Annotated in this window: 22 protein-coding genes; 10 read left to right on the top strand and 12 right to left on the bottom strand. The window is 68.3% G+C overall.

Annotated elements, in window-relative coordinates; genetic code table 11:
• Positions 1 to 81 precede the first annotated feature (81 nt).
• On the top strand, positions 82 to 630 hold the full coding sequence (speG, locus tag ASE43_RS18190; protein ID WP_056172715.1) for a spermidine N1-acetyltransferase: 549 nt from the start codon (positions 82 to 84) through the stop codon (positions 628 to 630).
• Positions 631 to 650: 20 nt separating this feature from the next.
• Here the strand turns inward: speG and ASE43_RS18185 are convergent, their stop codons facing one another.
• Both ASE43_RS18185 and ASE43_RS18180 read right to left on the bottom strand, forming a co-directional pair.
• Entirely contained in the window at positions 651 to 1,523 is an 873-nt protein-coding gene (locus tag ASE43_RS18185; RefSeq protein WP_235567164.1) for a peptidylprolyl isomerase, read from the bottom strand.
• Positions 1,524 to 1,655: 132 nt separating this feature from the next.
• Positions 1,656 to 2,117 (bottom strand): DUF1579 family protein, encoded by a 462-nt coding sequence (locus ASE43_RS18180; RefSeq protein ID WP_057161434.1) that lies wholly within the window; start codon positions 2,115 to 2,117, stop codon positions 1,656 to 1,658.
• Between the two features lie 137 nt (positions 2,118 to 2,254).
• On the opposite strand from ASE43_RS18180, the gene ASE43_RS18175 reads away from it, so the two are divergent.
• Positions 2,255 to 2,620 (top strand): PadR family transcriptional regulator, encoded by a 366-nt coding sequence (locus ASE43_RS18175; protein WP_056172722.1) that lies wholly within the window; start codon positions 2,255 to 2,257, stop codon positions 2,618 to 2,620.
• On the top strand, positions 2,617 to 3,537 hold the full coding sequence (locus ASE43_RS18170) for a sensor domain-containing protein (protein ID WP_056172725.1): 921 nt from the start codon (positions 2,617 to 2,619) through the stop codon (positions 3,535 to 3,537). Before ASE43_RS18175 ends, ASE43_RS18170 begins: the two co-directional genes overlap by 4 nt.
• 818 nt (positions 3,538 to 4,355) lie before the next feature.
• On the opposite strand, the gene phaZ is transcribed toward ASE43_RS18170, so the two are convergent.
• The gene (gene phaZ, locus ASE43_RS18165) at positions 4,356 to 5,600 is read right to left on the bottom strand and encodes a polyhydroxyalkanoate depolymerase (RefSeq protein WP_056176353.1); all 1,245 of its coding nucleotides are present in this window, start codon (positions 5,598 to 5,600) and stop codon (positions 4,356 to 4,358) included.
• 100 nt (positions 5,601 to 5,700) lie between these two features.
• Complete coding sequence (locus ASE43_RS18160; RefSeq protein WP_057161528.1) at positions 5,701 to 6,294, bottom strand: class I SAM-dependent methyltransferase; 594 nt, start codon at positions 6,292 to 6,294, stop codon at positions 5,701 to 5,703.
• A 102-nt stretch (positions 6,295 to 6,396) separates the two neighbouring features.
• Between ASE43_RS18160 and ASE43_RS18155 the strand changes: the two genes are divergently transcribed.
• On the top strand, positions 6,397 to 6,819 hold the full coding sequence (locus ASE43_RS18155; RefSeq protein ID WP_057161433.1) for a CopD family protein: 423 nt from the start codon (positions 6,397 to 6,399) through the stop codon (positions 6,817 to 6,819).
• A 252-nt stretch (positions 6,820 to 7,071) separates the two neighbouring features.
• On the opposite strand, the gene ASE43_RS22720 is transcribed toward ASE43_RS18155, so the two are convergent.
• Both ASE43_RS22720 and ASE43_RS18150 read right to left on the bottom strand, forming a co-directional pair.
• Positions 7,072 to 7,254 (bottom strand): hypothetical protein (locus ASE43_RS22720; protein ID WP_235568793.1); only part of this gene is annotated, 183 nt, incomplete at its 3' end.
• Positions 7,255 to 7,616: 362 nt separating this feature from the next.
• Positions 7,617 to 9,347 (bottom strand): alkaline phosphatase, encoded by a 1,731-nt coding sequence (locus tag ASE43_RS18150; RefSeq protein WP_057161432.1) that lies wholly within the window; start codon positions 9,345 to 9,347, stop codon positions 7,617 to 7,619.
• Positions 9,348 to 9,486: 139 nt separating this feature from the next.
• On the opposite strand from ASE43_RS18150, the gene ASE43_RS18145 reads away from it, so the two are divergent.
• A complete protein-coding gene (locus ASE43_RS18145; protein ID WP_057161527.1) occupies positions 9,487 to 10,773 on the top strand; it encodes a dicarboxylate/amino acid:cation symporter in 1,287 nt (428 codons plus the stop codon).
• Positions 10,774 to 10,824: 51 nt separating this feature from the next.
• On the top strand, positions 10,825 to 11,457 hold the full coding sequence (locus ASE43_RS18140; protein ID WP_057161431.1) for a LysE family translocator: 633 nt from the start codon (positions 10,825 to 10,827) through the stop codon (positions 11,455 to 11,457).
• Positions 11,458 to 11,536: 79 nt separating this feature from the next.
• On the opposite strand, the gene ASE43_RS18135 is transcribed toward ASE43_RS18140, so the two are convergent.
• Complete coding sequence (locus tag ASE43_RS18135; RefSeq protein ID WP_057161430.1) at positions 11,537 to 12,025, bottom strand: 8-oxo-dGTP diphosphatase; 489 nt, start codon at positions 12,023 to 12,025, stop codon at positions 11,537 to 11,539.
• Positions 12,025 to 12,924, bottom strand: a complete 900-nt coding sequence (bla, locus tag ASE43_RS18130) for a subclass B3 metallo-beta-lactamase (protein ID WP_157500053.1) — start codon at positions 12,922 to 12,924, stop codon at positions 12,025 to 12,027. Before bla ends, ASE43_RS18135 begins: the two co-directional genes overlap by 1 nt.
• Positions 12,925 to 13,127: 203 nt before the next feature.
• On the opposite strand from bla, the gene ASE43_RS18125 reads away from it, so the two are divergent.
• Complete coding sequence (locus ASE43_RS18125) at positions 13,128 to 14,516, top strand: pitrilysin family protein (protein ID WP_057161429.1); 1,389 nt, start codon at positions 13,128 to 13,130, stop codon at positions 14,514 to 14,516.
• A gap of 10 nt (positions 14,517 to 14,526) precedes the next feature.
• Complete coding sequence (locus ASE43_RS18120) at positions 14,527 to 15,951, top strand: pitrilysin family protein (RefSeq protein WP_056172742.1); 1,425 nt, start codon at positions 14,527 to 14,529, stop codon at positions 15,949 to 15,951.
• Positions 15,952 to 16,237: 286 nt separating this feature from the next.
• On the opposite strand, the gene ASE43_RS18115 is transcribed toward ASE43_RS18120, so the two are convergent.
• From ASE43_RS18115 to ASE43_RS18105, 3 genes are read right to left on the bottom strand one after another with little or no spacing between them, the layout of a single operon-like run.
• Positions 16,238 to 16,648, bottom strand: a complete 411-nt coding sequence (locus tag ASE43_RS18115; protein WP_057161428.1) for a DUF4288 domain-containing protein — start codon at positions 16,646 to 16,648, stop codon at positions 16,238 to 16,240.
• Between the two features lie 5 nt (positions 16,649 to 16,653).
• Complete coding sequence (locus ASE43_RS18110; protein WP_057161427.1) at positions 16,654 to 17,127, bottom strand: hypothetical protein; 474 nt, start codon at positions 17,125 to 17,127, stop codon at positions 16,654 to 16,656.
• Complete coding sequence (locus tag ASE43_RS18105; RefSeq protein WP_057161426.1) at positions 17,124 to 17,537, bottom strand: hypothetical protein; 414 nt, start codon at positions 17,535 to 17,537, stop codon at positions 17,124 to 17,126. Before ASE43_RS18105 ends, ASE43_RS18110 begins: the two co-directional genes overlap by 4 nt.
• A gap of 105 nt (positions 17,538 to 17,642) precedes the next feature.
• Between ASE43_RS18105 and ASE43_RS18100 the strand changes: the two genes are divergently transcribed.
• Positions 17,643 to 18,284 carry an NAD(P)H-dependent oxidoreductase gene (locus ASE43_RS18100; RefSeq protein WP_082607359.1) on the top strand — a complete coding sequence of 214 codons (642 nt, stop codon included), beginning with the start codon at positions 17,643 to 17,645 and terminating at the stop codon, positions 18,282 to 18,284.
• Positions 18,281 to 18,790, top strand: a complete 510-nt coding sequence (locus ASE43_RS18095) for a hotdog domain-containing protein (RefSeq protein ID WP_056172749.1) — start codon at positions 18,281 to 18,283, stop codon at positions 18,788 to 18,790. Before ASE43_RS18100 ends, ASE43_RS18095 begins: the two co-directional genes overlap by 4 nt.
• Before the next feature lie 111 nt (positions 18,791 to 18,901).
• Here the strand turns inward: ASE43_RS18095 and ASE43_RS18090 are convergent, their stop codons facing one another.
• A complete protein-coding gene (locus ASE43_RS18090; protein WP_235567165.1) occupies positions 18,902 to 19,546 on the bottom strand; it encodes a C40 family peptidase in 645 nt (214 codons plus the stop codon).
• Positions 19,547 to 19,650: the final 104 nt, after the last annotated feature.

Here is a 19,650-nt window from a genome sequence, read left to right as displayed (position 1 = left end):
GGGCTAAGGCCATGTGACGGCGCGGAATCGGCGCCGCGCGCGCGTCATCCGGCGTCCACGGCGATGGAGTAGGGTGCGCGCATGAACACGAGCGAATCCGCCCCCGCGCCCTCGGTGACCCTGCGTCCGCTGGAGCGCAGCGACCTGCACTTCGTCCATCAGCTCAACAACAATCGCAGCGTGATGGGTTACTGGTTCGAGGAGCCCTACGAGTCCTTCGTCGAGCTGGAGGAACTGTTCCGCAAGCACATCCACGACCAGTCCGAGCGCCGCTTCATCGTCGAGGACGCGCACGGCGAACGCGTGGGCCTGGTCGAGCTGGTCGAGATCGACCACCTGCATCGGCGCGGCGAGTTCCTGATCATGATTTCGCCCGAGCAGCAGCGCCGCGGCTATGCGCGTGCGGCGACCCGGCTGGCGATCAGCTACGCGTTCCGGGTGCTGAACCTGTACAAGCTGTACTTGCTGGTAGACGTGGATAACCTGCGCGCGATCGCGATCTACGAGGGCGCGGGTTTCCAGCGCGAGGGTGTGCTGGTGGACGAGTTCTTCAGCGACGGCCGCTACCGCAGCGTGGTGCGGATGTGCCTGTTCCAGCATCAGGTGCTGAACCACCGCCGCGACGGCTGAGCGTCGCGGCGGCGCGCGGCTTACTTGGCCTTGCCCTTGGCGGGTTTGGCGGGCTTGGCGGCCGGGGCCTTTTCGCTGACTTCGCGCGTGGGCAGCGGCACGTTGCACAGGTCGATGTGGCCGGCCGGCTGCTTGTACCACTCGTCGCGGCGGTTGCGGCGCGACTCGATGATCTCGTCGAAGGCGGCGCTGTCGGTGCGCAGCACTTCGATCCCGACCCGATCCTTCTTGGGCAGGTCGGCGGCCAGGCGGATCGAGGCGATCGGCACGCGTTGGGCCGGATTCTCGTAGAAGCCCAGCGCGCCGGTGCCGCGCGGCAGCACCGACAGCAGCTCCATGCCCTGGACCACGCGGCCGACCACGGTGATGTTGCGGTCGAGCTGGCGCGGCGACTGGCCGATCACCACGTACAGTTCGGTGCCGTTGCTGGAATCGGCGGCGACGTCGCGGCCGGCGCCGACCATGCCGTAGCAATGCGCGAGCCAGGCCGACTTGGCCGAGGTATCGCGCGCGGCCGGGAAACCGTCGGCGAAGCCGACCTGCGGCGCCCAGCCGTCCGGGTCGGGCAGGACGTGGAAGGGCAGCTTGTCGCTGCTGCGCGCGAATTCCGCCGGCAGCTTGGCCTTGGTGCCCTTGCCCAGCGGCTTGCGGCTCTTGTCGTCCTCGGCCGGATCGCCCCATTGCACGACGAAGTTGTCCTGCGAGCGGTTGATGCTCAGCCCGTTCCAATAGCCGTTGCGCGCGAGCGCACGGATGTTCGCGACGTGGGCGGGCGCGAAGTCGGGCGCCAGCTCGATCACCACGCGGCCGCGCGGCAGATTGAGGTAGAGGGTGTCGCGCGGATCCAGCGCCCGCCAGTCGGTGGGCTTGGTGGCGTCGAGGATCTCCTGCATCGAGCGCGGCTTGGCCGCGTCGGCGGCCGCGGCGGCCAGCGGCAGGGACAGGGTCGCGGCGATCAGCAGCGGCGACAGCCACGCCGAGGGCTTGGACGAGTACGGCTTCGAACGCATCGTAGGTTCTCCCCTTCAGGTCGAGCGAGTGTAGTCGCCGCGCATGAATTCGGTGAACTCGTCCTGGCCCGGAAAGCGGTTCTCGATCACGAAGCGGTAGCGATCCTGACCGAACTCGTAGCGGTAGCGCGCTTCGCCGCGCGCAGTGGTCTTCTCCAGGCGCAGCACCTCGCCGTCCCAGTCGCCGCGCGCGGGTTCGGGCGGGAAGCCCATGCTGTCGAACCACCACCACAGCACGGCCTGGCTGCCGGGTTCGACCAGGAACACGCCATGGCCGCGGAACACGACCTGGCCGTCGCGCTCCTCCTCGTAGTCCTGGATCAGGGCCATGCCGTCCAGCGAGGGCCGGCATTGGCTGCGTCCGATCGCGCGGCCGCCGGGGCCCCAGGGCGAAGGCGAAAGCTGCTCCTCGCCGCTCCAGCGGCCGGCCAGACGCATCAGCCGCGCATGCGCGGGACCGGGGCGGGGCAGGTCCATGGCGGACTCCGTATCGGCGGGACCGGCAGGGTAGCGCGGCGGCCGATCGGGAGCGGTAGTAAGGCCTAGTTACTAATGGCATGCGCGGTATAGCGAAGTTCGCACTACTGTGGACACCAAGCTAGTAGGACCGGGCCATGACCGACCTAGAACTCCATCTCCGCAAGTTCCAGAAAGAGCTCAGCGCCGGCACCGTGTCGCTGGCTTTGCTGGCCGTGCTCGGCGGCGCGCAGGAGCCGATGTACGGCTATCAGATCGCCAAGCGCCTGGAGCGCGAAGGCGAGGGCGTGCTCAGCGGCAAGCAGAGCGCGCTGTATCCGGTGCTGCGCAACCTGGGCGCCGCCGGCCTGCTCGACAGCCACGTCGAGCCCTCGGTGTCGGGACCGCCGCGCCGCTACTACCGCATCACCGACGCCGGTCGCGAGGTCCTGCACGAATGGACCGCGGCCTGGCGCGCCACCCGAGATTCCGTCGATTCCGTCCTTGAAGGACCGTCCGTATGAACGCCAGCCACGCCACTCCGCTTCCGACTTCGATCCCCGATTACCTGGAGCGCTTGCGCGCGGCGCTGGGCGGCGCCGACCCGGCCCTGGTCCAGGACGCGCTGTACGACGCCGAGGAATACCTGCGCTCGGAGATGGCCGAGAATCCCGGCAAGAGCGAGGCCGACGTGATCGCCTCGGTCGCCGGCAGCTACGGCGCGCCCGACGAGGTCGCCGAAATCTACCGCGACACCGAGGTCACGGTGCAGACCGCCTTGCGCACGCCGCGGCCGCAGCCGCGCAAGTCGGCGCTGGGCCAGTTCTTCGGCGTGATCGCCGAGCCGCGCACCTACGCGGCGCTGTTCTACATGCTGCTGTCGCTGGCCACCGGCATCTTCTACTTCACCTGGGTGGTCACCGGCGCCTCGCTGTCGGCGGGCCTGGCATTGCTGATCATCGGCATTCCGTTCGTGATCCTGTTCCTGGGCTCGGTGCGGGTGCTGTCGCTGGTCGAGGGGCGCCTGGTCGAGGTGATGCTGGGCGAGCGCATGCCGCGCAGGCCCTTGTACAGCGGACGCGGCAAGCCGCTGTTCGACCGCATCAAGGACATGTTCGTCGATCCGCGCACCTGGGGCACGCTGCTGTACATGCTACTGATGATGCCGCTGGGCATCCTCTACTTCACCATCGCGGTGACCGGCCTGAGCGTGTCGCTGTCGCTGATCCTGGCGCCGATCGCGGTGCTGCTGGGCAGCCATCAGGCCGGTTTCTGGATCGACAGCGTCAACGTGATGCACTCGGCGCCGTGGACCTGGCCGCTGTCGGTGGCCCTGGGCGTGGTGCTGCTGTTCGTGACCCTGCACATCGCCCGCGGCGTCGCGATCTTCCACGGTGCGCTGGCCAAGCATCTGCTGGTGAAGTCTTCGCAGTACAACTGAGCGGAGCGTAGGTAAAACGCGAAGGTCTGGCGGATCGTTCCGCCAGGCCTTCGTCGTTTTTGAGGCTAAGCGAGTCCCTCTTGACCCACCCAACAAAGGGTGAGGCCTCAGCGAAGGCTTTTCTGCCTTTGACTCCCTCCTTTATCAAAGGGTGAAGCCGTGCGGCTTACGAACCGCAGGTTCGAGCACGGCTGAATGCCGGCAGGCTCTTGCTTGTAGCTCCCTCCTTTGTAAAAGGGTGAAGCCGTGTGGCTTACGAACCGCAGGTTCGTGCACGGGTGAACGCCGGCAGGCTATGCCTGTTGGCCGGGCGGGTTGGGGAGGATTTGCTGTTGCTTTGCTGTCGCTTCTTCTGACCGAAGGTCAAAGGCTTCCGCCTGCTGCGCATGCGGGTCACTTTCTCTTGCTAACCCAAGAGAAAGTAACCAAAGAGAAGGGTTAGCGTGACCAACCCTCCCCTGCGAGCGCGGTGCCTGCACCGGGATTTTTCGAATGGACATCCCTGTCCATTCGAAAAACGGCGCGCGTCCTGCGCGCCGCCCTTCGGGTCTACGGTTGGTCGTGCGAGTGCGTGGCTTTGGGATTTGAATGCAACAGCAACGGCAAGGAAGAGGCGGGAACAACCGATCCGCAATTGCCTGTCGTAGGATGCGGTGAGCGAAAGCGAACCGCATCGTCGCGGGGTAGCCAGCATGCGGATGATGCGGTTGTCGTGGCATGCGCATGGCGAAAAAGCGAAGGCCCGATGGATCGCTCCGCCGGGCCTTCGTTATGTCCACTCTCCCGCACAGCGGAAGAGAGGGGAGGGTCGCTAGCCCTTACGCCGCGTACTTGGCGATGAAGTCGCGTACCTGCGGATACACCTGCTCGCGCCAGCGGCGGCCGCTGAAGATGCCGTAGTGGCCCGCGCCCTTGACCTCGATATGCTGATGGTCGGCCTCGGCGATGCCGGTGCACAGGCGGTGCGCGGCGCGGGTCTGGCCCTGGCCGGAGATGTCGTCGAGCTCGCCTTCGATGGTCAGCAGCGCGGTCTTGCCGATCGCGGCGGGGTTCACGCGCTCGCCGGCCACGTCCCACAGGCCGCGCGGCAGCAGATGTTCCTGGAACACGACGCGGATGGTGTCGAGGTAGTACTCGGCCGGCATGTCGAGCACGGCGTTGTACTCGTCGTAGAAGCGCCGGTGCGAGGCCGCGTCCTCGAGGTCGCCCTTGAGCAGGTCCTGATAGAAATCCCAGTGCGACTGGAAGTGGCGCTCCGGATTCATGGCCACGAAGCCGCTGTGCTGGAGGAAGCCCGGATACACGCGGCGGCCGCTGCCGGGGTAGTTGGCCGGCACGTGATGGATCAGGTTGCCCTCGAACCACCACAGCGGCTTGTGCACGGCCAGGTCGTTGACCTGGGTCGGGCTTTCGCGGGTGTCGATCGGGCCGCCCATCATCACCAGCGAACGCGGCGTGGTTTCGCCGCGCGCGGCCATCAGCGACACCGCCGCCAGCACCGGCACGGTCGGCTGGCAGACGCTGATCACGTGCAGCTTCTCGGCGCCGATCAGACGGATGAATTCCTGGATGTAGGCGACGTAGTCGTCGAGGGTGAAGGCGCCCTCGCTGGCCGGCACCATGCGCGCGTCGATCCAGTCGGTGATGTAGACCTTGTGGTCGCGCAGCAGGGTCTTGACGGTGTCGCGCAGCAGGGTGCTGTGGTGGCCCGACAGCGGCGCGACCACCAGCACCGGCGGATCGTCCTTGAGCTCGGCGATGTTGTCGGCGTCGTCGGCGTAGCGCTTGAAGCGCAGCAGGCGGCAGAACGGCTTGCGCTTCATCTCGCGCTCGATCACCGGGTAGGTGTCGCCGTCGATCTGCAGCGAGTGGATGCCGAACTCGGGCTTCTCGTAGTCCTTGCCGATCCGGTACAGCAACTCGTAGCCCGCGGCCACGCGCGAGGCGCCGGGCACGGTGGACAGCCAGCTGCCGGGGGCGGCGAACATCTTGGAGCCGGCATCGGCCCAGTAGGTCATCGGCGCCAGCCAGGCGCGGCCGAGTTCGTGCATCTGGTAAAGCAGCATCGGGCGGATCCCCAGGAACGACGGTGAGCGAACGGCGGTTTGCTGCGGCGCAGCATAGCCGATAGCGGAGGGCCCGGGGTTAAGCCGGGGTCGGCGTTCAGCCCGCGGTTTCCAGGGCGGCCGCGCCTTCGCGCAGCCCGGGGGCCAGCCACAGATGCGAGCCCAGCGGGGCGAAGCCGACCGCCTGGAAGCGTTCGCGGTAATAGCGGGCCGGGCGGCGCTTGAAGCCGACCGTGTCGCCGTCGACGCCGTCCTCGCGGGTGAAGGTCTCCAGGAACGCGACCCCGCCGCAGAGCTCGGCCAGCCCGGGCAGGCCGCGTTCGAGTTCGCGCGGGGTCAGGTAGTGCAGCACGTCGCTGCACACCAGCAGGTCGACCGGCGGGCAGGGGCGCAGGGTCTCGAAATCGCCGAAATGCGCGTAGTGCAGGTTGCGGCGCGCGCCGTGGCGGGCGACCGCGTACTCGCTGCTGTCGAAGCCCAGGTAGCGCAGCTTCGGGCGCAACTTCAGCAGCGGCGCACGCCAGGCGGCCTCGCCGGCGCCGATGTCGAGCACGCTGCGGATCGGGCGCTCCAGATGGTATTCGGCGCTGGCCACGGCCAGGGCGACCTTGCGCTCCAGGCGCGCGCGGCCGCCGATCTCGGGGTCGCGGTACCAGCGTTGGAAGTAGTCGCGGTCGTACTGTTTGCTCATCGTGTCCTGCATCGGGGCGGTGGCGTCGTCCGCGGGCGGCGGCGTGGCATCCTAGCGCGGCCGCGCGCCCGGCCCGCAACCGCCACCCACAGGAAGCCTGCGATGAATGCGTATTTCTGGACCAAGACCGCCCATGTCGTGTTCGTGATGGCATGGATGGCCGGGGTGTTCTATCTGCCGCGGATCCTGGTCAATCTGGCCGAAGTCGGCGACGAGCCGGCGGTGCGGGCGCGCCTGGTGTTGATGGGCCGGCGCCTGTATCGCTTCGGTCACATCATGTTCGGGCTGGCGGCGCTGCTGGGACTGACCTTATGGCTGCATTTCGGCATCACCGGGGAGTGGCTACATGCCAAGTTGACGCTGGTGGTGTTGATGCTGGGGCACTACATCGTGTCCGGGCGCTGGCTCAAGAGGGTCGATAAGGGGCGGGCGCTGCCTGGCTCTAGGACGCTGCGTTTGTTCAATGAGCTGCCGGTGTTGTTGCTGGTCGGCGTGGTGTATCTGGTGTTGGCCAAGCCGTTCTAGGCGCGCGCGTACGAACCGCAGGTTCGAGTGCGACCGAACGCCGACCGCTTGCTCTTAGCTCCTAGCCCTTAGCTCTTAGCTCCCTCCTTTGTCAAAGGAGGGTTGGGGAGGATTTGCTTTTGCTTTGCTGTCGCCTCTTCTGACCGAAGATCAAAGGCTTCCGCCTGCTGCGCATGCGGGTTACTTTCTCTTGCTAGCCCAAGAGAACGTAACCAAAGAGAAGGGCTAGCGTGACCAACCCTCCCCTGCGANGGGAGGATTTGCTTTTGCTTTGCTTTGCGCGGGTTCTTCACGGAAGTCAAAGGCTTCCGCCTGCTGCGCATGCGGGTTACTTTCTCTTGCTAGCCCAAGAGAACGTAACCAAAGAGAAGGGCTAGCGTGACCAACCCTCCCCTGCGAGTTCTGGGCTTTCGCCGGGATTTTTCGAATGGACATCCCTGTCCATTCGAAAAACGGCGCGCGTCCTGCGCGCCGCCCTACGGGTCTACGGTTGGTCGGGTGAGTGCGTTGCTTTTGGATTCAAATGCCGCGGCAACGGCAACGGCAACGGCAACCGCTGGTACAGCTCGGCTCTGCTTTTGCCGTCATCCCCGCGAAGGCGGGGATCCAGTGCCTTTAGGACGGAACCGCAGGTGCGCGCGTAGTGGCCATCGAAGCTAAGGACGCCTTTGGTTGTCATCCCCACGAAAACGGGTGGGGTGCACACTCGCGCGCCATCGACTCGCGTTGCACCCAACGCCCGACCGCGATGCGGTCAGGCTGGGTTCGGGGAGTGCCCCCGATGCGCCGCGAGACTCTCAGCGACTCTTGAAATCTTCCGGCTTGGGCAGCGTCACCGGCACCTGCTGCGCATCGCAGTCGCCCTTGGCGCACAGCGCCGCGCGCAGCTTCGGCATGGCTTGCAGCATGAAGTGGAAGATCGTGTTCTGTTCGACGCTGCCGCGCACCGCGTCGCTGCCGGGGCCTCGGGCCCAGATGCCGACGTCGTCGCCGCCGTGGGATTCGTTGCTGGTCGGCACCAGCGATTCCTGCAGGTAGTCGGGATTTTCGGTGTCCACCTTGGTCAGATCCGGGCGGCCGTGCTCGGCCTGCTGGGTGCCGCTGGCGGTGTGCAGGAAGCGCTTGGGGCCTTCGGGCTGCTGCGCGCTGGCGCCGACGTAGCCGGGGCCGTTGCTGTAGTTGAGGGTGGTGTAGGGCATGCCCAGCGAGTCGCGCGCGTAGTCGGCGGCGTCGCCGTCTTCGCCGCTGGTGCCGCGCACCTTGCCCAGGATCGGATTGCCGCGCACCGGATAGCCGACGAAGCTGAGTGTGTGCGAATGGTCGGCGGTGACCAGGATCAGGGTGTCGTCGGCGGAGGTCGCTTCGCTGGCGGCGCGCACCGCGTCGCTGAGGGCGACGGTTTCGGTGAGCGCGCGGTAGGCGTTGCCGTAGTGGTGGGCGTGGTCGATGCGGCCGCCCTCGACCAGCAGCACCCAGCCGCTGTCGCCCTTGTCGGCGCTGAGGCGGTTGAGGCGCGCGATCGCGGCGCGGGTCATCTCGGCCAGGCTGGGTTCGCCGGCGCCGTCCTTGGGGCGGTCGTGATCGAACTGCATGTGGTCGGGTTCGAACAGGCCCAGCAGCGGCTTGCCGGCCGGCGCGGCCGCGAACTGCTTGGCGTTCCAGACGTAGCTTCCGTCCGGGTGCCGCTGCTTCCAGCTCGCGATCAGGTCGCGGCCGTCGAGGCGCTGGCCGACCTTGTCGTCGTACTCGGGATCGCGCTGCTCGACGGTCATGAAGTTGGTGCGGCCGCCGCCCATCAGCACGTCCGGGCCGTTGCCATAGGGCGATTCGATCATCTGCCGGGCGATGTCGTGGCAGCCGGCGGTCTTGGCGTCTTCGGGCAGGTCGGCGTCGTTCTCCCAGTTGCGGTCGGCCGAATGGCTGAAGGTCGCGCCCGGGGTGGCGTGGGTGACGCGGGTGGTGGTGACCACGCCGGTGGCCAGGCCGCTGCCGGCGGCGAGTTCCCACAAGCTCAGGATCGGCGCGGCCAGGGCGCCGGTGCAGCTGCCGCGCGCGGCCTGCTGGCCGATGCTGAGCACGCCCGCGCGCGTCTTCACGCCGGTGGCCATGGCGCTCATGGTGCCGGCCGAGTCCGGGGTCTGCGAGTCGGTGTTGTAGGTCTTGCTGAGCGCGGTGGAGGGGAAGCGCTCCCAGCTCAGGCGGTTCTCCTCGCCCGGGCCGCCCTTCTTCTGTCCTTCGTAGATGCGCGCGGCGGCCACCGTGGTCAGGCTCATGCCGTCGCCGACGAACAGGATCACGTTCTTGGCCTTGCCGCCCATCGCGCCGCGCGCGGCGGCCTGGCTGGCGCCGTCGCGGAACCACCACTGCGGGGTTTCGTCCTGGGGATGGCGGATGGTGGGCACGTCGACCGCGAGCGTCGCGGCGCCCACGGCGGCGGCGCTGGCGGCACGCGGTGGCGCCGAACTGGCGCAGGCGCTGAGGGACAGGGTGACGGCGAGGGCGAGGCAGGCGGTGCGCGTACGGGACATCTCGGGGACCGGTGGCGGACGAAACCGCGATTATGACCTGCGGTTGTTGCTGGAATGGGATACCGGTGTTGCACCGGCGGGGGTCGCCGCGGTCGGGCGCCTCGGCTAAGGTGCTGGTTCGTCGCGGCGAGGTATGCGCATGACCCTGGTGTCGGCCTGGTTCAAGATCCCGTTCTGGCAACGGGTGCTGGGCGGTTTCGTGCTCGGCGCGCTCGCCGGCTGGCTGATGGGCCCCGCGGCCGAGACCTGGTTCGGGCCGCTGGGCAAGCTCTACGTGACCCTGATCAAGATGATCGCGGTGCCGCTGGTGCTGTTCGCGGTGATCAACGCGGTCGCCTCCCTGCATGGACAGAAATCGGTGGCCGCGCTGGGCGGGCGCACCTTCGCCTGGTTCGCGTTCACCGCGGTGCTCGCGGTCGGCGTCGGCCTGACGGTCGCGCATCTGGTGGCGCCGGGCGAGGGCGTGGGCACGCTGCAGATCGCCGGGGACTACAAGCCCAAGGAGGTGCCACCCGCGATCGACGTGCTGCTGGGCGTGGTGCCGTCCAATCCCTTCCATGCCATGGCCGAGGGCAAGGTCCTGCAGGTGATCTTCTTCGCCGGGCTGATCGGCTTCGCCCTGGTCAAGCTGGGCGATCGCGTGGCCGGGCTGCGCAAGCTCGCCGGCGAAGCCAGCGACACCATGATCCAGATCACCCGCTTCGTGCTGGAGTTCACGCCGCTGGGCACCTTCGGCCTGATCGCGGCGCTGATCGGCGGCTACGGTTTCGAGAAGCTGCTGCCGCTGGGCAAGTTCGTGATCGCGCTGTACCTGGCCTGCGGCCTGCACATCGCGGTGGTGTACAGCGCGCTGCTGCTGGCGCACGGGCTGAATCCGTTGAAGTTCTTCCGCGGCGCGTTCCCGGGCATGCAGGTCGCGTTCGTGGCCTCGTCGAGTTTTGCCGCGCTGCCGGTCTCGCTGCGCAGCGTTACCCACAACCTGGGCGTGGATAAGAACTACGCCGCGTTCGCGGTGCCGCTGGGCGCGACCATCAAGATGGACGGCTGCGGCGCGATCTATCCGGCGATGGCGGCGGTGTTCATCGCCCAGTACGCGGACCTGGACCTGTCGCTGTCGCAGTACCTGGTGATCATGCTGGCCTCGGTGCTGGGCAGCTTCGGCACCGCCGGCGTGCCGGGCACGGCGGTGGTGATGGCGACGGTGGTGCTCAGCGCCGCCGGCCTGCCGCTGGAGACCATCGGCTATCTGTACGCGATCGACCGCGTGCTCGACATGATGCGCACCATGACCAACGTGACCGGGCAGATGCTGGTGCCGGTGCTGGTGGCCAAGGAAACCGGCCTGCTCGACCGTGCGGTCTACGAGGCGGCGTCGACCAACGTCGGCCTGGAGTCGGTCGAGGCGGCCGGCAAGGACAGCGCCTGATCCCGTGCCGCACGACGATCGCGCGGCGCGTTACTTCCCGGAGCCCCTGCGATGCCCGACACCGCCAATCTGATCGCCTTCGCCCTGATCGCGCTGGGCATGGTGCTCGCACCCGGGCCGAACATGGTCTATCTGATTTCGCGCTCGATCTGCCAGGGGCCCAAGGCGGGCCTGATCTCGCTGGGCGGCGTCGCGCTGGGCTTCGTGTTCTACATGCTGTGCGCGGCGCTGGGCATCACCGCGCTGGTGATGGCGGTGCCTTACGCCTACGACGCGCTGCGCATGGCCGGCGCGGTCTATCTGGGCTACCTGGCCTGGCAGGCGCTGAAGCCGGGTGGGCGCTCGCCGTTCCAGGTGCGCGAGTTGCCGCAGGACAGCCCGCGGCGCCTGTTCGCGATGGGCCTGATGACCAACCTGCTCAATCCCAAGGCGGCGGTGCTGTATCTGTCGTTGCTGCCGCAGTTCATCGATCCGGCCAAGGGCAGCGTGCTGGCGCAGTCGGTGGCCCTGGGCAGCCTGCAGATCGCGATCAGCGTGACCGTCAACGCGGCGATCGCGATCAGCGCCGGCGCCATGGCCGCGTTTCTCGGCCGTCACCCGACCTGGTTGTCGGTGCAGCGCTGGCTGATGGGCACGGTGCTGGCCGCGCTGGCGCTGCGCATGGCGACCGAGGCGCGACGCTGAGGTTTCAGGCGCGCCGGCTTCAAGCGCGCCGGCTTCAAGCGCGCCGGCTTCAAGCGCGCCGGCTTCAAGCGCGCCGGCTTCAAGCGCGAGAGTAGCGCCAGGACTGCATGCGGCCGTCGCGGTACGGCATCACGCCGTGGAAGGCGCGCGGGTCGGCGTCGAACACCAGCGGCAGGAATTCGCGGTCGCCTTCCCACATCGGCAGGTCGTGCAGGCGCTCCAGCGGCACCCATTCCAGCGTGCCCTCGGGATTGCTCGCGAACGGCGTGCCGGTATAGCGGGTGATGGTGAAGATGAAACCCAGCCAGTCCTCGCCGTGCTTGCCGAAGCCCGGCCAGCTGATGGTGCCGCGCAGGTGCAGCTCGTCGCAGACGATGCCGGCCTCTTCGAAGATCTCGCGGCGCATGCCCGCCACCACGTCCTCGTCGCGCTCGAGCTTGCCGCCCAGGCCGTTGTACTTGCCCAGCTGGTGGTCGTCGGGACGCGCGTTGCGGTGGACCATCAGCGCCTCGCGCCCGTCCGGCGACAGCACATAGCCCAGGGTGGCGACGATGGGGGTGTAGGGCATCAGCGGGCTTCCTTGGCCTTGGCGGTTTGTTCGGCCAGGGTCTTGTCGAACGCGCGCTCGGCCTTGTCGGCGTAGGCGCGGCAGCTCATCGGGGTTTTGTGCGGGGCGGCGGTGTCGGCCGGGTCCCAGCCGCTGGCGTCCGGGTGCGGCGTTAGCAGCAGGTCGCAGGGCAGGGCGCGCACGGCGGCGAAACCGCGCCGGTAGTCGTCGGCGATGCGCGGATAGCGCGGGTTGTCGACCAACTGGTAGCCGGGCGCGCTCAGACTGTCGGCGTAGGCGATGTGGGCGGGCTTGCCGTCGATGCGGTCGTCCCAGGTCCAGCTGATGCTGCCGGGCGTGTGCGCCGGGGTGAAATGGGCGGTGAAGCGCAGGCCGCCGAGCTCGACGGTTTCGCCGTCCATGACGATGCGCTGGACCTGCACCGGCGGGAACAGCATGCCCTCGCCGAAGTGGATGTCGTCGCTGCCGCCGCGCGCCAGCAGCACCGCGGCCTCGGCGTTGCCGACCACCTGGGCGCCGGTCGCGCGCTGTATCTGCGCCAGGGCGCCGATGTGGTCGATATGGGCGTGGCTGTGCAGGATCAGTTTGAGCTGCGAAGGTTCGACGCCGAGTGCGCGCATGTGCTTCAGCAGCATGTCGCCGGCCTGCGGCAGGCCGGTGTCGATCAGCACGGCGCCGGCGTCGGTCTTGATCAGGACCGCGCTCAAGCCGGCGGTGCCGATGTACCAGCTGCGTTCGGCGATGCGGAACGGCGCCACCGGCTGGCGCCAGCTGTCCCGGCTGGAATAGGCACTGGCTTCGGGGAGCAGGGCTTCGGCGGCGGTGCTGCCGGCGGCGGCATTTCCTATGGCGACCAGGGACAGGGCGAGAGCGAGTGCGGCTTGGCGCAGCGATGGCATCGGGCGGGTTCGGGGCATGCGAGGGGGCGCACAGTGTCGGCGATTCGCGCAGGCGCAGCCAGCATCGGCGCGCGATTTTGCAGCTTATTCCCGCATCGCGCCCGGTCCGCGTTAAGCGCCGCGTCTTCACGTGACTTCTGGCCCGGTATGCCGGTGCCGGGCAAGGTTAGGGTGGGCGTCTTCTGGGGAAAACGGAGACTTCCATGCGCCTGCGCCATCTCGCGCTGCTGCTGGCCGGCCTGACGACGACTTCGGCCGCATTTGCGGCCGACGCCGATCGCTGGACCTTGCCGGTCGCGGTCAAGAAACTCGACAACGGTCTGACCGTGGTCGTGTCCGAGGATCACACCTCGCCCACGGTCGGCGTCAGCGTGGTCTACCACGTCGGCATGCGCCTGGAGCCCAAGAACCGCACCGGCTTCGCCCACTTGTTCGAGCACCTGATGTTCGAAGGCACGCCGAACGCGAAGGAAGGCGTGTTCGACCGGGTGATCACCGGCGGTGGCGGCCGCAACAACGGCTCCACCCGTGCCGACTTCACCAACTACATCGAAGTCGCGCCGGCCTCGGCCCTGGAGCCGATCCTGTGGCTCGAAGCCGACCGCATGAAGACCCTGGACTTCAACCCGACCACGCTCAAGAACCAGCAGGACGTGGTCAAGGAAGAGATCCGGGTCAACGTGAAGAACCAGCCCTACGGCGGCTTCATGTGGATCGACATCGGCCAGCAGGCGTTCCAGAAGTGGGAGAACAACCACGACGGCTACGGCAGCTTCCAGGACCTGGAGAACGCCAGCCTCGAGGACGTGGCCGCGTTCCACCGCGACTATTACGGCCCCAACAACGCCGTGCTCGGCCTGGCCGGCGACATCACGCCGGAGCAGGGCTTCGCGCTGGCGCAGAAGTACTTCGGCGAGATCCCGGCGCGCAAGACGCCGGCCGCGCCGGACTATCGCGAAGGCCTCAACACCCAGGAGAAGCGCATCGTCCAATCCGACGCGCTGGCCCAGGTGCCGGCGATCGCGGTGGGCTGGAAGATGCCCGACCGCGGCAGCAAGGACCAGGCGCCGATGGCGGTGCTGGGCGCGCTGCTCGCCGACGGCGACGCTTCGCGCTTCTATCAGGGCACGGTCAAGGGGCGCGAGCTCGCGCTCAACATGGAGCTGCTGTACGGCCTGACCAGCGAGTGGGAATACGACGGCCCGACCCTGTTCGTGGTCAACGCGCTGTACAAGCCCACCTCCAGCGCCGACGCGCTGCTCAAGGCGTTCGACGAAGAGATCGCCAAGGTCGCCGATCAGGGCGTGGACGATGCCGCGCTGAAGCGGGTCAAGACCCAGCTGCTGGCCAATTGGTACAACGGCCTGGAGACCTTCATCGACCGCGCCGACGCGCTGGCCAAGCTGCAGACCCTGTGGGGCGATGCCGGGGTGGTCAACCAGATTCCGGGCTGGATCGAAGGCGTGACCTCGGCCGACGTACAGCGCGTGGCCAAGACCTATCTGACCCCGGCCAACCGCACCGTGATCGACCGCAAGCCCGCGGCGATGCTGGCCCCGGCCGCCGCGCCCGCCGCCGCCAAGAAGAACTGAGGAGACGACGATGAAGACCCATCCGAACCTGATCGCCGTCGCGATCTCCTTGAGCCTGGCTTTCGCCGGCGCCGCGCAGGCCGGCCCCAAGGCCGCGCTGCCCGCGCAGTTGCCCGCATACGCGCCCGACCGCCCGCTGCCCGTGCCCAACATCGTCAAGAAGACGCTGTCCAACGGCCTGGAGGTGTGGGTGCTGCCGCGCGACGGCATGCCGCGCGTCGACTACGTGCTGGCGATCCGCAACGCCGGCTACGCCGCCGATGCGGCCGACGCGTCCGGCTTCGCCGCGCAGCTCGCGGGCCTGCTCAACGAGGGCACCGCGCAGCGCAATTCCAAGGCCATCGCCGAAGCGGCGCAAGGCTACGGCGGCAGCGTCGGCGCTTCGGCCAACAACGACGGCATCAACCTTTACGGCGATGCGCTGGTGTCCAACGCCGCGCCGATGCTGGCCCTGTTGGCCGAGATCGCGCGCACGCCGGCGTTCCCGGACGGCGAGGTCAAGCTGGCCCAGGCCAACGCCCTGCAGGCGCTGAAGGCGGCCGAAGCGCAGCCCTCGTTCAAGGCTTCGCGCGCACTGCTGACGGCTACCTACGGCGACCATCCCTACGCGCGCACGCAGCCGACCGAGAGCATGATCTCGGCGATCACACCGCAGCAGCTGCGCGCCGAGCACGCGCGCCGTTTCCGTCCCGATCGCGCCTTGCTGGTGATCACCGGCCGGGTCACGCCCGAGGACGGCTTCAAGTTCGCGCAGGCCTCCTTCGGCGACTGGAAGGCCAGCGGCGAGGCGATCGCCGACACGGCGCCCGCGCGTCGCGAGGCCAAGCCCAGTTTCGTGCTGATCCAGCGCGACGGCAGCGTGCAGTCGACGCTGCGCCTGGGCCGCCCGGCGATTCCGGTCACCGATCCCGACTACGTGCCGATGCAGTTGGCCAGCACGGTGCTGGGCGGCGGTTTCAGCAGCCGCGTCAATCAGAACCTGCGCGAGGACAAGGGCTACACCTACGGCGCCAGCGCGGGCCTGCAGGCCGCGCGCGCCGGCGGGCGCGTGCAGGGCGGCGCGGACGTGCGCAACGAGGTCACCGGCGCGGCGCTGAAGGAGTTCTTCCACGAGTTCGAGCGTCTGGGCCAGGAAGCGGTGCCGGCGCAGGAGCTGGAGGACACCAAGCGTTACATCGCGGGCGGTTACATGATCAGCAACCAGCAGCAGGGTTCGGTCGCGGCGACCTTGGCCAATCAGTGGCTGATGGGGCTGCCGTCGGATTTCCTGGGGCAGTATGTGCCGCGCATTCGAGCGGTGGATGCTGGGCAGGTGCAGGCCTTGGCCAAGAAGTATTTCGTGCCGGCCGATCAGTCGATCGTGGTGGTCGGTGATGGCAAGGCGGTGGCTGAGCAGCTCAAGGCCTATGGAGAGTTCGTCGCGCCGGCGAAGTGAGTTGGCAGGCGGCCTGCTTCGCGTCTACGCCACGCTCTAGCATTGAGCCCCCTCTCCCGCTTGCGGGAGAGGGGTGGGGTGAGGGTAGTGCAGCGCTGCAGGCGCAAATGCCGTTGCTCCTGCGACCATCATCTCCGCGAGAGCCCAAGCACCATTTGCCTGGGCCGGAAGAAGTGACTTCAGAGCGCGGTCGGAGCGTCGACGACAGCCCGTAGGATGCGGTGAGCCAAAGGCGAACCGCATCGTCGCGACACGGCGTGTGCCAGCGCCGTCGTCCCGACTATCACTAGCCCGAAGGCGAGGGCTCCGCGTCATCCGCCGACGGCCTGATGAGTTCGTCCCGGCTGCAAATGCGTTGCCGCAGATGTTCCAGTCGTGTGGGCTCGTGTTCGGCCCACATGATTTCGGCGCCATCCGCGAGTTCTTCGTAGATCGGCAGTAGCTCGGTCATTCCCTCGAATACCCAACGCACCGGTACGCCCTCCGGGCCGCCCTGGTAGGACTCCGTTTCGAATGCCGCCAGCGCCACGATCTTGTCGTAGGCGTGATCCAGATTGTCGGCCTGAACGATGACCGTGTTTTCCCAGGTGAGGAACTCCTGCTGAGGATCGTCTTTGCCCGGATCGTTCAACTCGACGAAACGCAGCAAGTAAGAACCCACGTACCAGCCGACCGGGGAGACGGACTTGGAAGGCATGTGGGTCAGCCCGCATCCAACGCATGCTTCAACAGGATCTTCGCCGCCACCGCGCCCAGCACCACTCCGACCGCGCCGTACAGTAGCGCGCTCAAAAAGAAGCCGAGGCCGCCGCTGACGAAGCCGATGCCGGCGCCGGTCAGCAGCGCGAACAAGGCGTAGGAGGGAACGAACAGCAGATAGGCGATCCAGTCGTGGCGGTCGCCGTCCTTGCGCGGGTCCAGCGGTTTGCCGGTGACCGCCCAGCGCGCGGCCATCTTGGCCAGCCAGAAGGGCGCGGCCAGCAGCGCCGCGGCTTCCAATACTTTCAGACCGACCACCAGACCGACCGCGAGCAATGCGCCGCTGATCCACCACGCGGCTTCGTGGCCGGGTGCGGCGTAGCCGGCCAGCCAGGCGCCGATCGCGAACGCGGCCGCGAACAGGCCGACGGTGTAGAGGATCGCCTTGCCGGCGTTGCGCACCTCGCCGCGACTCATGCGGCGTCCTTGCGTCGGCCGCCGGCCAGGCGCGAGGCCAGCCAGGCCGCCGGGATCGGCAGCAGCAGGCCGGCGACGGTCATCCACAGCGGGTGCGGGATCATCAGGCTGTTGGCGATCACGCCCAGCACCACCAGCACGCCGATGCTCAGGGCCGCGCCGCGCTTGTGCAGGCGCGAGATCAGCGCCGCGACCAGGCCGCCGTCGAAGGCGCCCGCGACCCAGCCCAACAGCACCAGCGCCATCGCGGCCGGCGGCGCGCCGGCGATGTGCGCGGCCAGCGCGTCGGGGTCGGCCAGGTTCGTGCCCGGCGCAGGCGGATGCAGGATCACTCCGCCGAACTCGCACAGCGTGATCGTGATCCAGGCCACCACCAGCCCTGCCAGCACCGCCAGTATCGTGCGTCCCATGTCCTGTCTCCCCGAGCGATCGCGGCGAGCATCGCCGGTCGCGCGTATCGCCGCAAGCACGGCGGCTGTGCGCATAATCGGCGCCCCGACTCACGGAGCCAGCGCATGTCCGCCAGCCCCTCCGATCCGCGCGCGCCCGACGCCGATCGCACTATCGCCACCCCGCCGCCGCGTCCGCGCCTGCTCGCCTTCGCCGGCAGCCTGCGTCAGGCTTCCTACAACCGCCGCCTGATCCCGATCCTGGCCGAAGGCGCGCGCGCCGCGGGCGCGGACGTCGAGCTGATCGATCTGCGCGACTACTCGCTGCCGGTCTACGACGGCGATCTCGAGGCCGCCGGCATGCCCGACAACGTGCACCGCTTGCAGGCGCTGATGGCCGGCTGCGACGGCCTGCTGATCAGCACGCCCGAGTACAACGGCTCGATGCCGGCGCTGGTCAAGAACACTCTGGACTGGATGTCGCGCGCCACCGCCGACGGCCGCTCCGGCACCCTGCTGTTCCAGGACAAGATGGCCGGCATCGTCTCGGCCTCGCCGGGGCCGCTGGGCGGAATCCGTTCGCTGCTGGTGCTGCGCGACGCGCTGTCCAAGCTCGGCCTGCTGGTGGTGCCGCAGCAGGTCGCGGTGGGCGCGGCCGCCGAGCGCCTGCCCGAGACCGGGGTGCTTACCGACGAACGCCTGCGCGGCGCCGTGCTCGGCGTCGGCGCGGCCGTGGTCCGTCATCTGTGCAAGGGAGTGGCGGCATGAAAGGCCAACAGCGCGAACTGAACCTGCGATTCCTCGCCCAGCCCACCGACGTCAATTACGGCGGCAAGGTCCACGGCGGCATGGTGATGAAGTGGATCGACCAGGCCGGCTATGCCGCCGCGGTCGGCTGGAGCGGCAAGTACAGCGTGACCGTCGCGGTGGGCGGGATCCGCTTCGTCGCCCCGATCCGGATCAGCGACCTGGTCACCGTGCACACCAAGCTGATCCACACCGGCACCACCAGCATGCATTTCGCGGTCGACGTGAAAGCGCGCGACCCGGGCCTGGACGACGGCGAGCCCGAGGAGCGGCTGTGCACCCACTGCGTGATCGTGTTCGTGGCCATGGACCAGGTCGAAGGCAAGCCAACCCCGGTGCCGCCCTGGACCCCGACCAGCGAGGACGACAAGCGCCTGGCCGAGTACGCGCTCAAGGTGATGGAGCTGAGCAAGGGCATCGAGGCGACGGTGGAGCGCTACCTCAGCCAGAGTTCCGACCCGCTGTGAGCCCTTAGGCGGCTCCCCCGTTGAAAAGGCGGAGGTGGGTAGGGGCGAGGCAGGAACAAAAAAGGCCGCCCTGAGGCGGCCTTCTTATTGGAGATTTAGCGGCTTGGCGCTTCAGATCCCTTCGACCCGGCGCGCTTCCATGAACTTGCCGCTCCAGTAGCCGGTGTCCAGGCTGGACACGGTAACGTCCTTGCCGGTGCGCGGGGCGTGCACGAAGCGGCCTTCGCCGAGGTAGATGCCGACGTGGTCGACCCGGCCCTTGCGGCCGAAGAACACCAGATCGCCTTCGCTGAGGTCGTCGCGGTCGCTGATCAGCTCGCCGGTCTTGGCCATCTCGCGCGAGACGCGCGGCAGCTCGATGCCCAGGGCGTTGCGGAACACGTAGCCGACCAGGCCGCTGCAATCGAAACCCTTGTCCGGAGAGTTGCCGCCCCAGCGGTAGGGCGTGCCGAGCAGGGCCAGGGCGCGCTGCAGCATGCCCTTGATGCGGCCTTCGCCGGCCGGAGCGGCGCTGGCGTTGGTCTTGTTGAGGTTCGCGGCGCCGGGCGCCAGCAGACGGTTGAGATCGGTGGCCAGCAGCAGGGCGCGATCCGGCAGGGTCATCGCGTCGGGCAGCAGGTGGCGGGTGGCCGGGGCCGGGGTGTCGGCGGAGTCGCCGCTCATGGCCGAACCGCCGGCCAGCGAGGCCACGGCGGAGGGCTGCTCCTGCGCCAGCGCCGGCAGCGCCAGGGCGGCCAGGCAGAGGGCAAATGCAATGCGGAATGCGGCCCGCGCAAGGCGGGGGGCGGTGGTGGCTGCTGGGCGGCCTTGGCGGAGAAGCTGGGTCGTCACGCGGTCATCACTGAATCAACACCGAGCGA

The sequence above is a fragment of the Lysobacter sp. Root983 genome, from assembly GCF_001429345.1.
Classification (GTDB): Bacteria; Pseudomonadota; Gammaproteobacteria; order Xanthomonadales; family Xanthomonadaceae; genus Lysobacter.
The sequence above is the reverse complement of the archived record's forward strand: the minus strand, read 5'-3'. Positions and strand labels throughout refer to the sequence as shown.

Bases quoted from the DNA above. Each gene is read 5' to 3' on its own strand.
- speG (WP_056172715.1), top strand. From the start codon at position 82: ATGAACACGAGCGAATCCGCCCCCGCGCCCTCGGTGACCCTGCGTCCG.
- ASE43_RS18185 (WP_235567164.1), bottom strand. From the start codon at position 1,523: ATGCAGGAGATCCTCGACGCCACCAAGCCCACCGACTGGCGGGCGCTG.
- ASE43_RS18180 (WP_057161434.1), bottom strand. From the start codon at position 2,117: ATGGACCTGCCCCGCCCCGGTCCCGCGCATGCGCGGCTGATGCGTCTG.
- ASE43_RS18175 (WP_056172722.1), top strand. From the start codon at position 2,255: ATGACCGACCTAGAACTCCATCTCCGCAAGTTCCAGAAAGAGCTCAGC.
- ASE43_RS18170 (WP_056172725.1), top strand. From the start codon at position 2,617: ATGAACGCCAGCCACGCCACTCCGCTTCCGACTTCGATCCCCGATTAC.
- ASE43_RS18160 (WP_057161528.1), bottom strand. From the start codon at position 6,294: ATGAGCAAACAGTACGACCGCGACTACTTCCAACGCTGGTACCGCGAC.
- ASE43_RS18155 (WP_057161433.1), top strand. From the start codon at position 6,397: ATGAATGCGTATTTCTGGACCAAGACCGCCCATGTCGTGTTCGTGATG.
- ASE43_RS18150 (WP_057161432.1), bottom strand. From the start codon at position 9,347: ATGTCCCGTACGCGCACCGCCTGCCTCGCCCTCGCCGTCACCCTGTCC.
- ASE43_RS18145 (WP_057161527.1), top strand. From the start codon at position 9,487: ATGACCCTGGTGTCGGCCTGGTTCAAGATCCCGTTCTGGCAACGGGTG.
- ASE43_RS18140 (WP_057161431.1), top strand. From the start codon at position 10,825: ATGCCCGACACCGCCAATCTGATCGCCTTCGCCCTGATCGCGCTGGGC.
- ASE43_RS18135 (WP_057161430.1), bottom strand. From the start codon at position 12,025: ATGCCCTACACCCCCATCGTCGCCACCCTGGGCTATGTGCTGTCGCCG.
- bla (WP_157500053.1), bottom strand. From the start codon at position 12,924: ATGCCATCGCTGCGCCAAGCCGCACTCGCTCTCGCCCTGTCCCTGGTC.
- ASE43_RS18125 (WP_057161429.1), top strand. From the start codon at position 13,128: ATGCGCCTGCGCCATCTCGCGCTGCTGCTGGCCGGCCTGACGACGACT.
- ASE43_RS18120 (WP_056172742.1), top strand. From the start codon at position 14,527: ATGAAGACCCATCCGAACCTGATCGCCGTCGCGATCTCCTTGAGCCTG.
- ASE43_RS18115 (WP_057161428.1), bottom strand. From the start codon at position 16,648: ATGCCTTCCAAGTCCGTCTCCCCGGTCGGCTGGTACGTGGGTTCTTAC.
- ASE43_RS18110 (WP_057161427.1), bottom strand. From the start codon at position 17,127: ATGAGTCGCGGCGAGGTGCGCAACGCCGGCAAGGCGATCCTCTACACC.
- ASE43_RS18105 (WP_057161426.1), bottom strand. From the start codon at position 17,537: ATGGGACGCACGATACTGGCGGTGCTGGCAGGGCTGGTGGTGGCCTGG.
- ASE43_RS18100 (WP_082607359.1), top strand. From the start codon at position 17,643: ATGTCCGCCAGCCCCTCCGATCCGCGCGCGCCCGACGCCGATCGCACT.
- ASE43_RS18095 (WP_056172749.1), top strand. From the start codon at position 18,281: ATGAAAGGCCAACAGCGCGAACTGAACCTGCGATTCCTCGCCCAGCCC.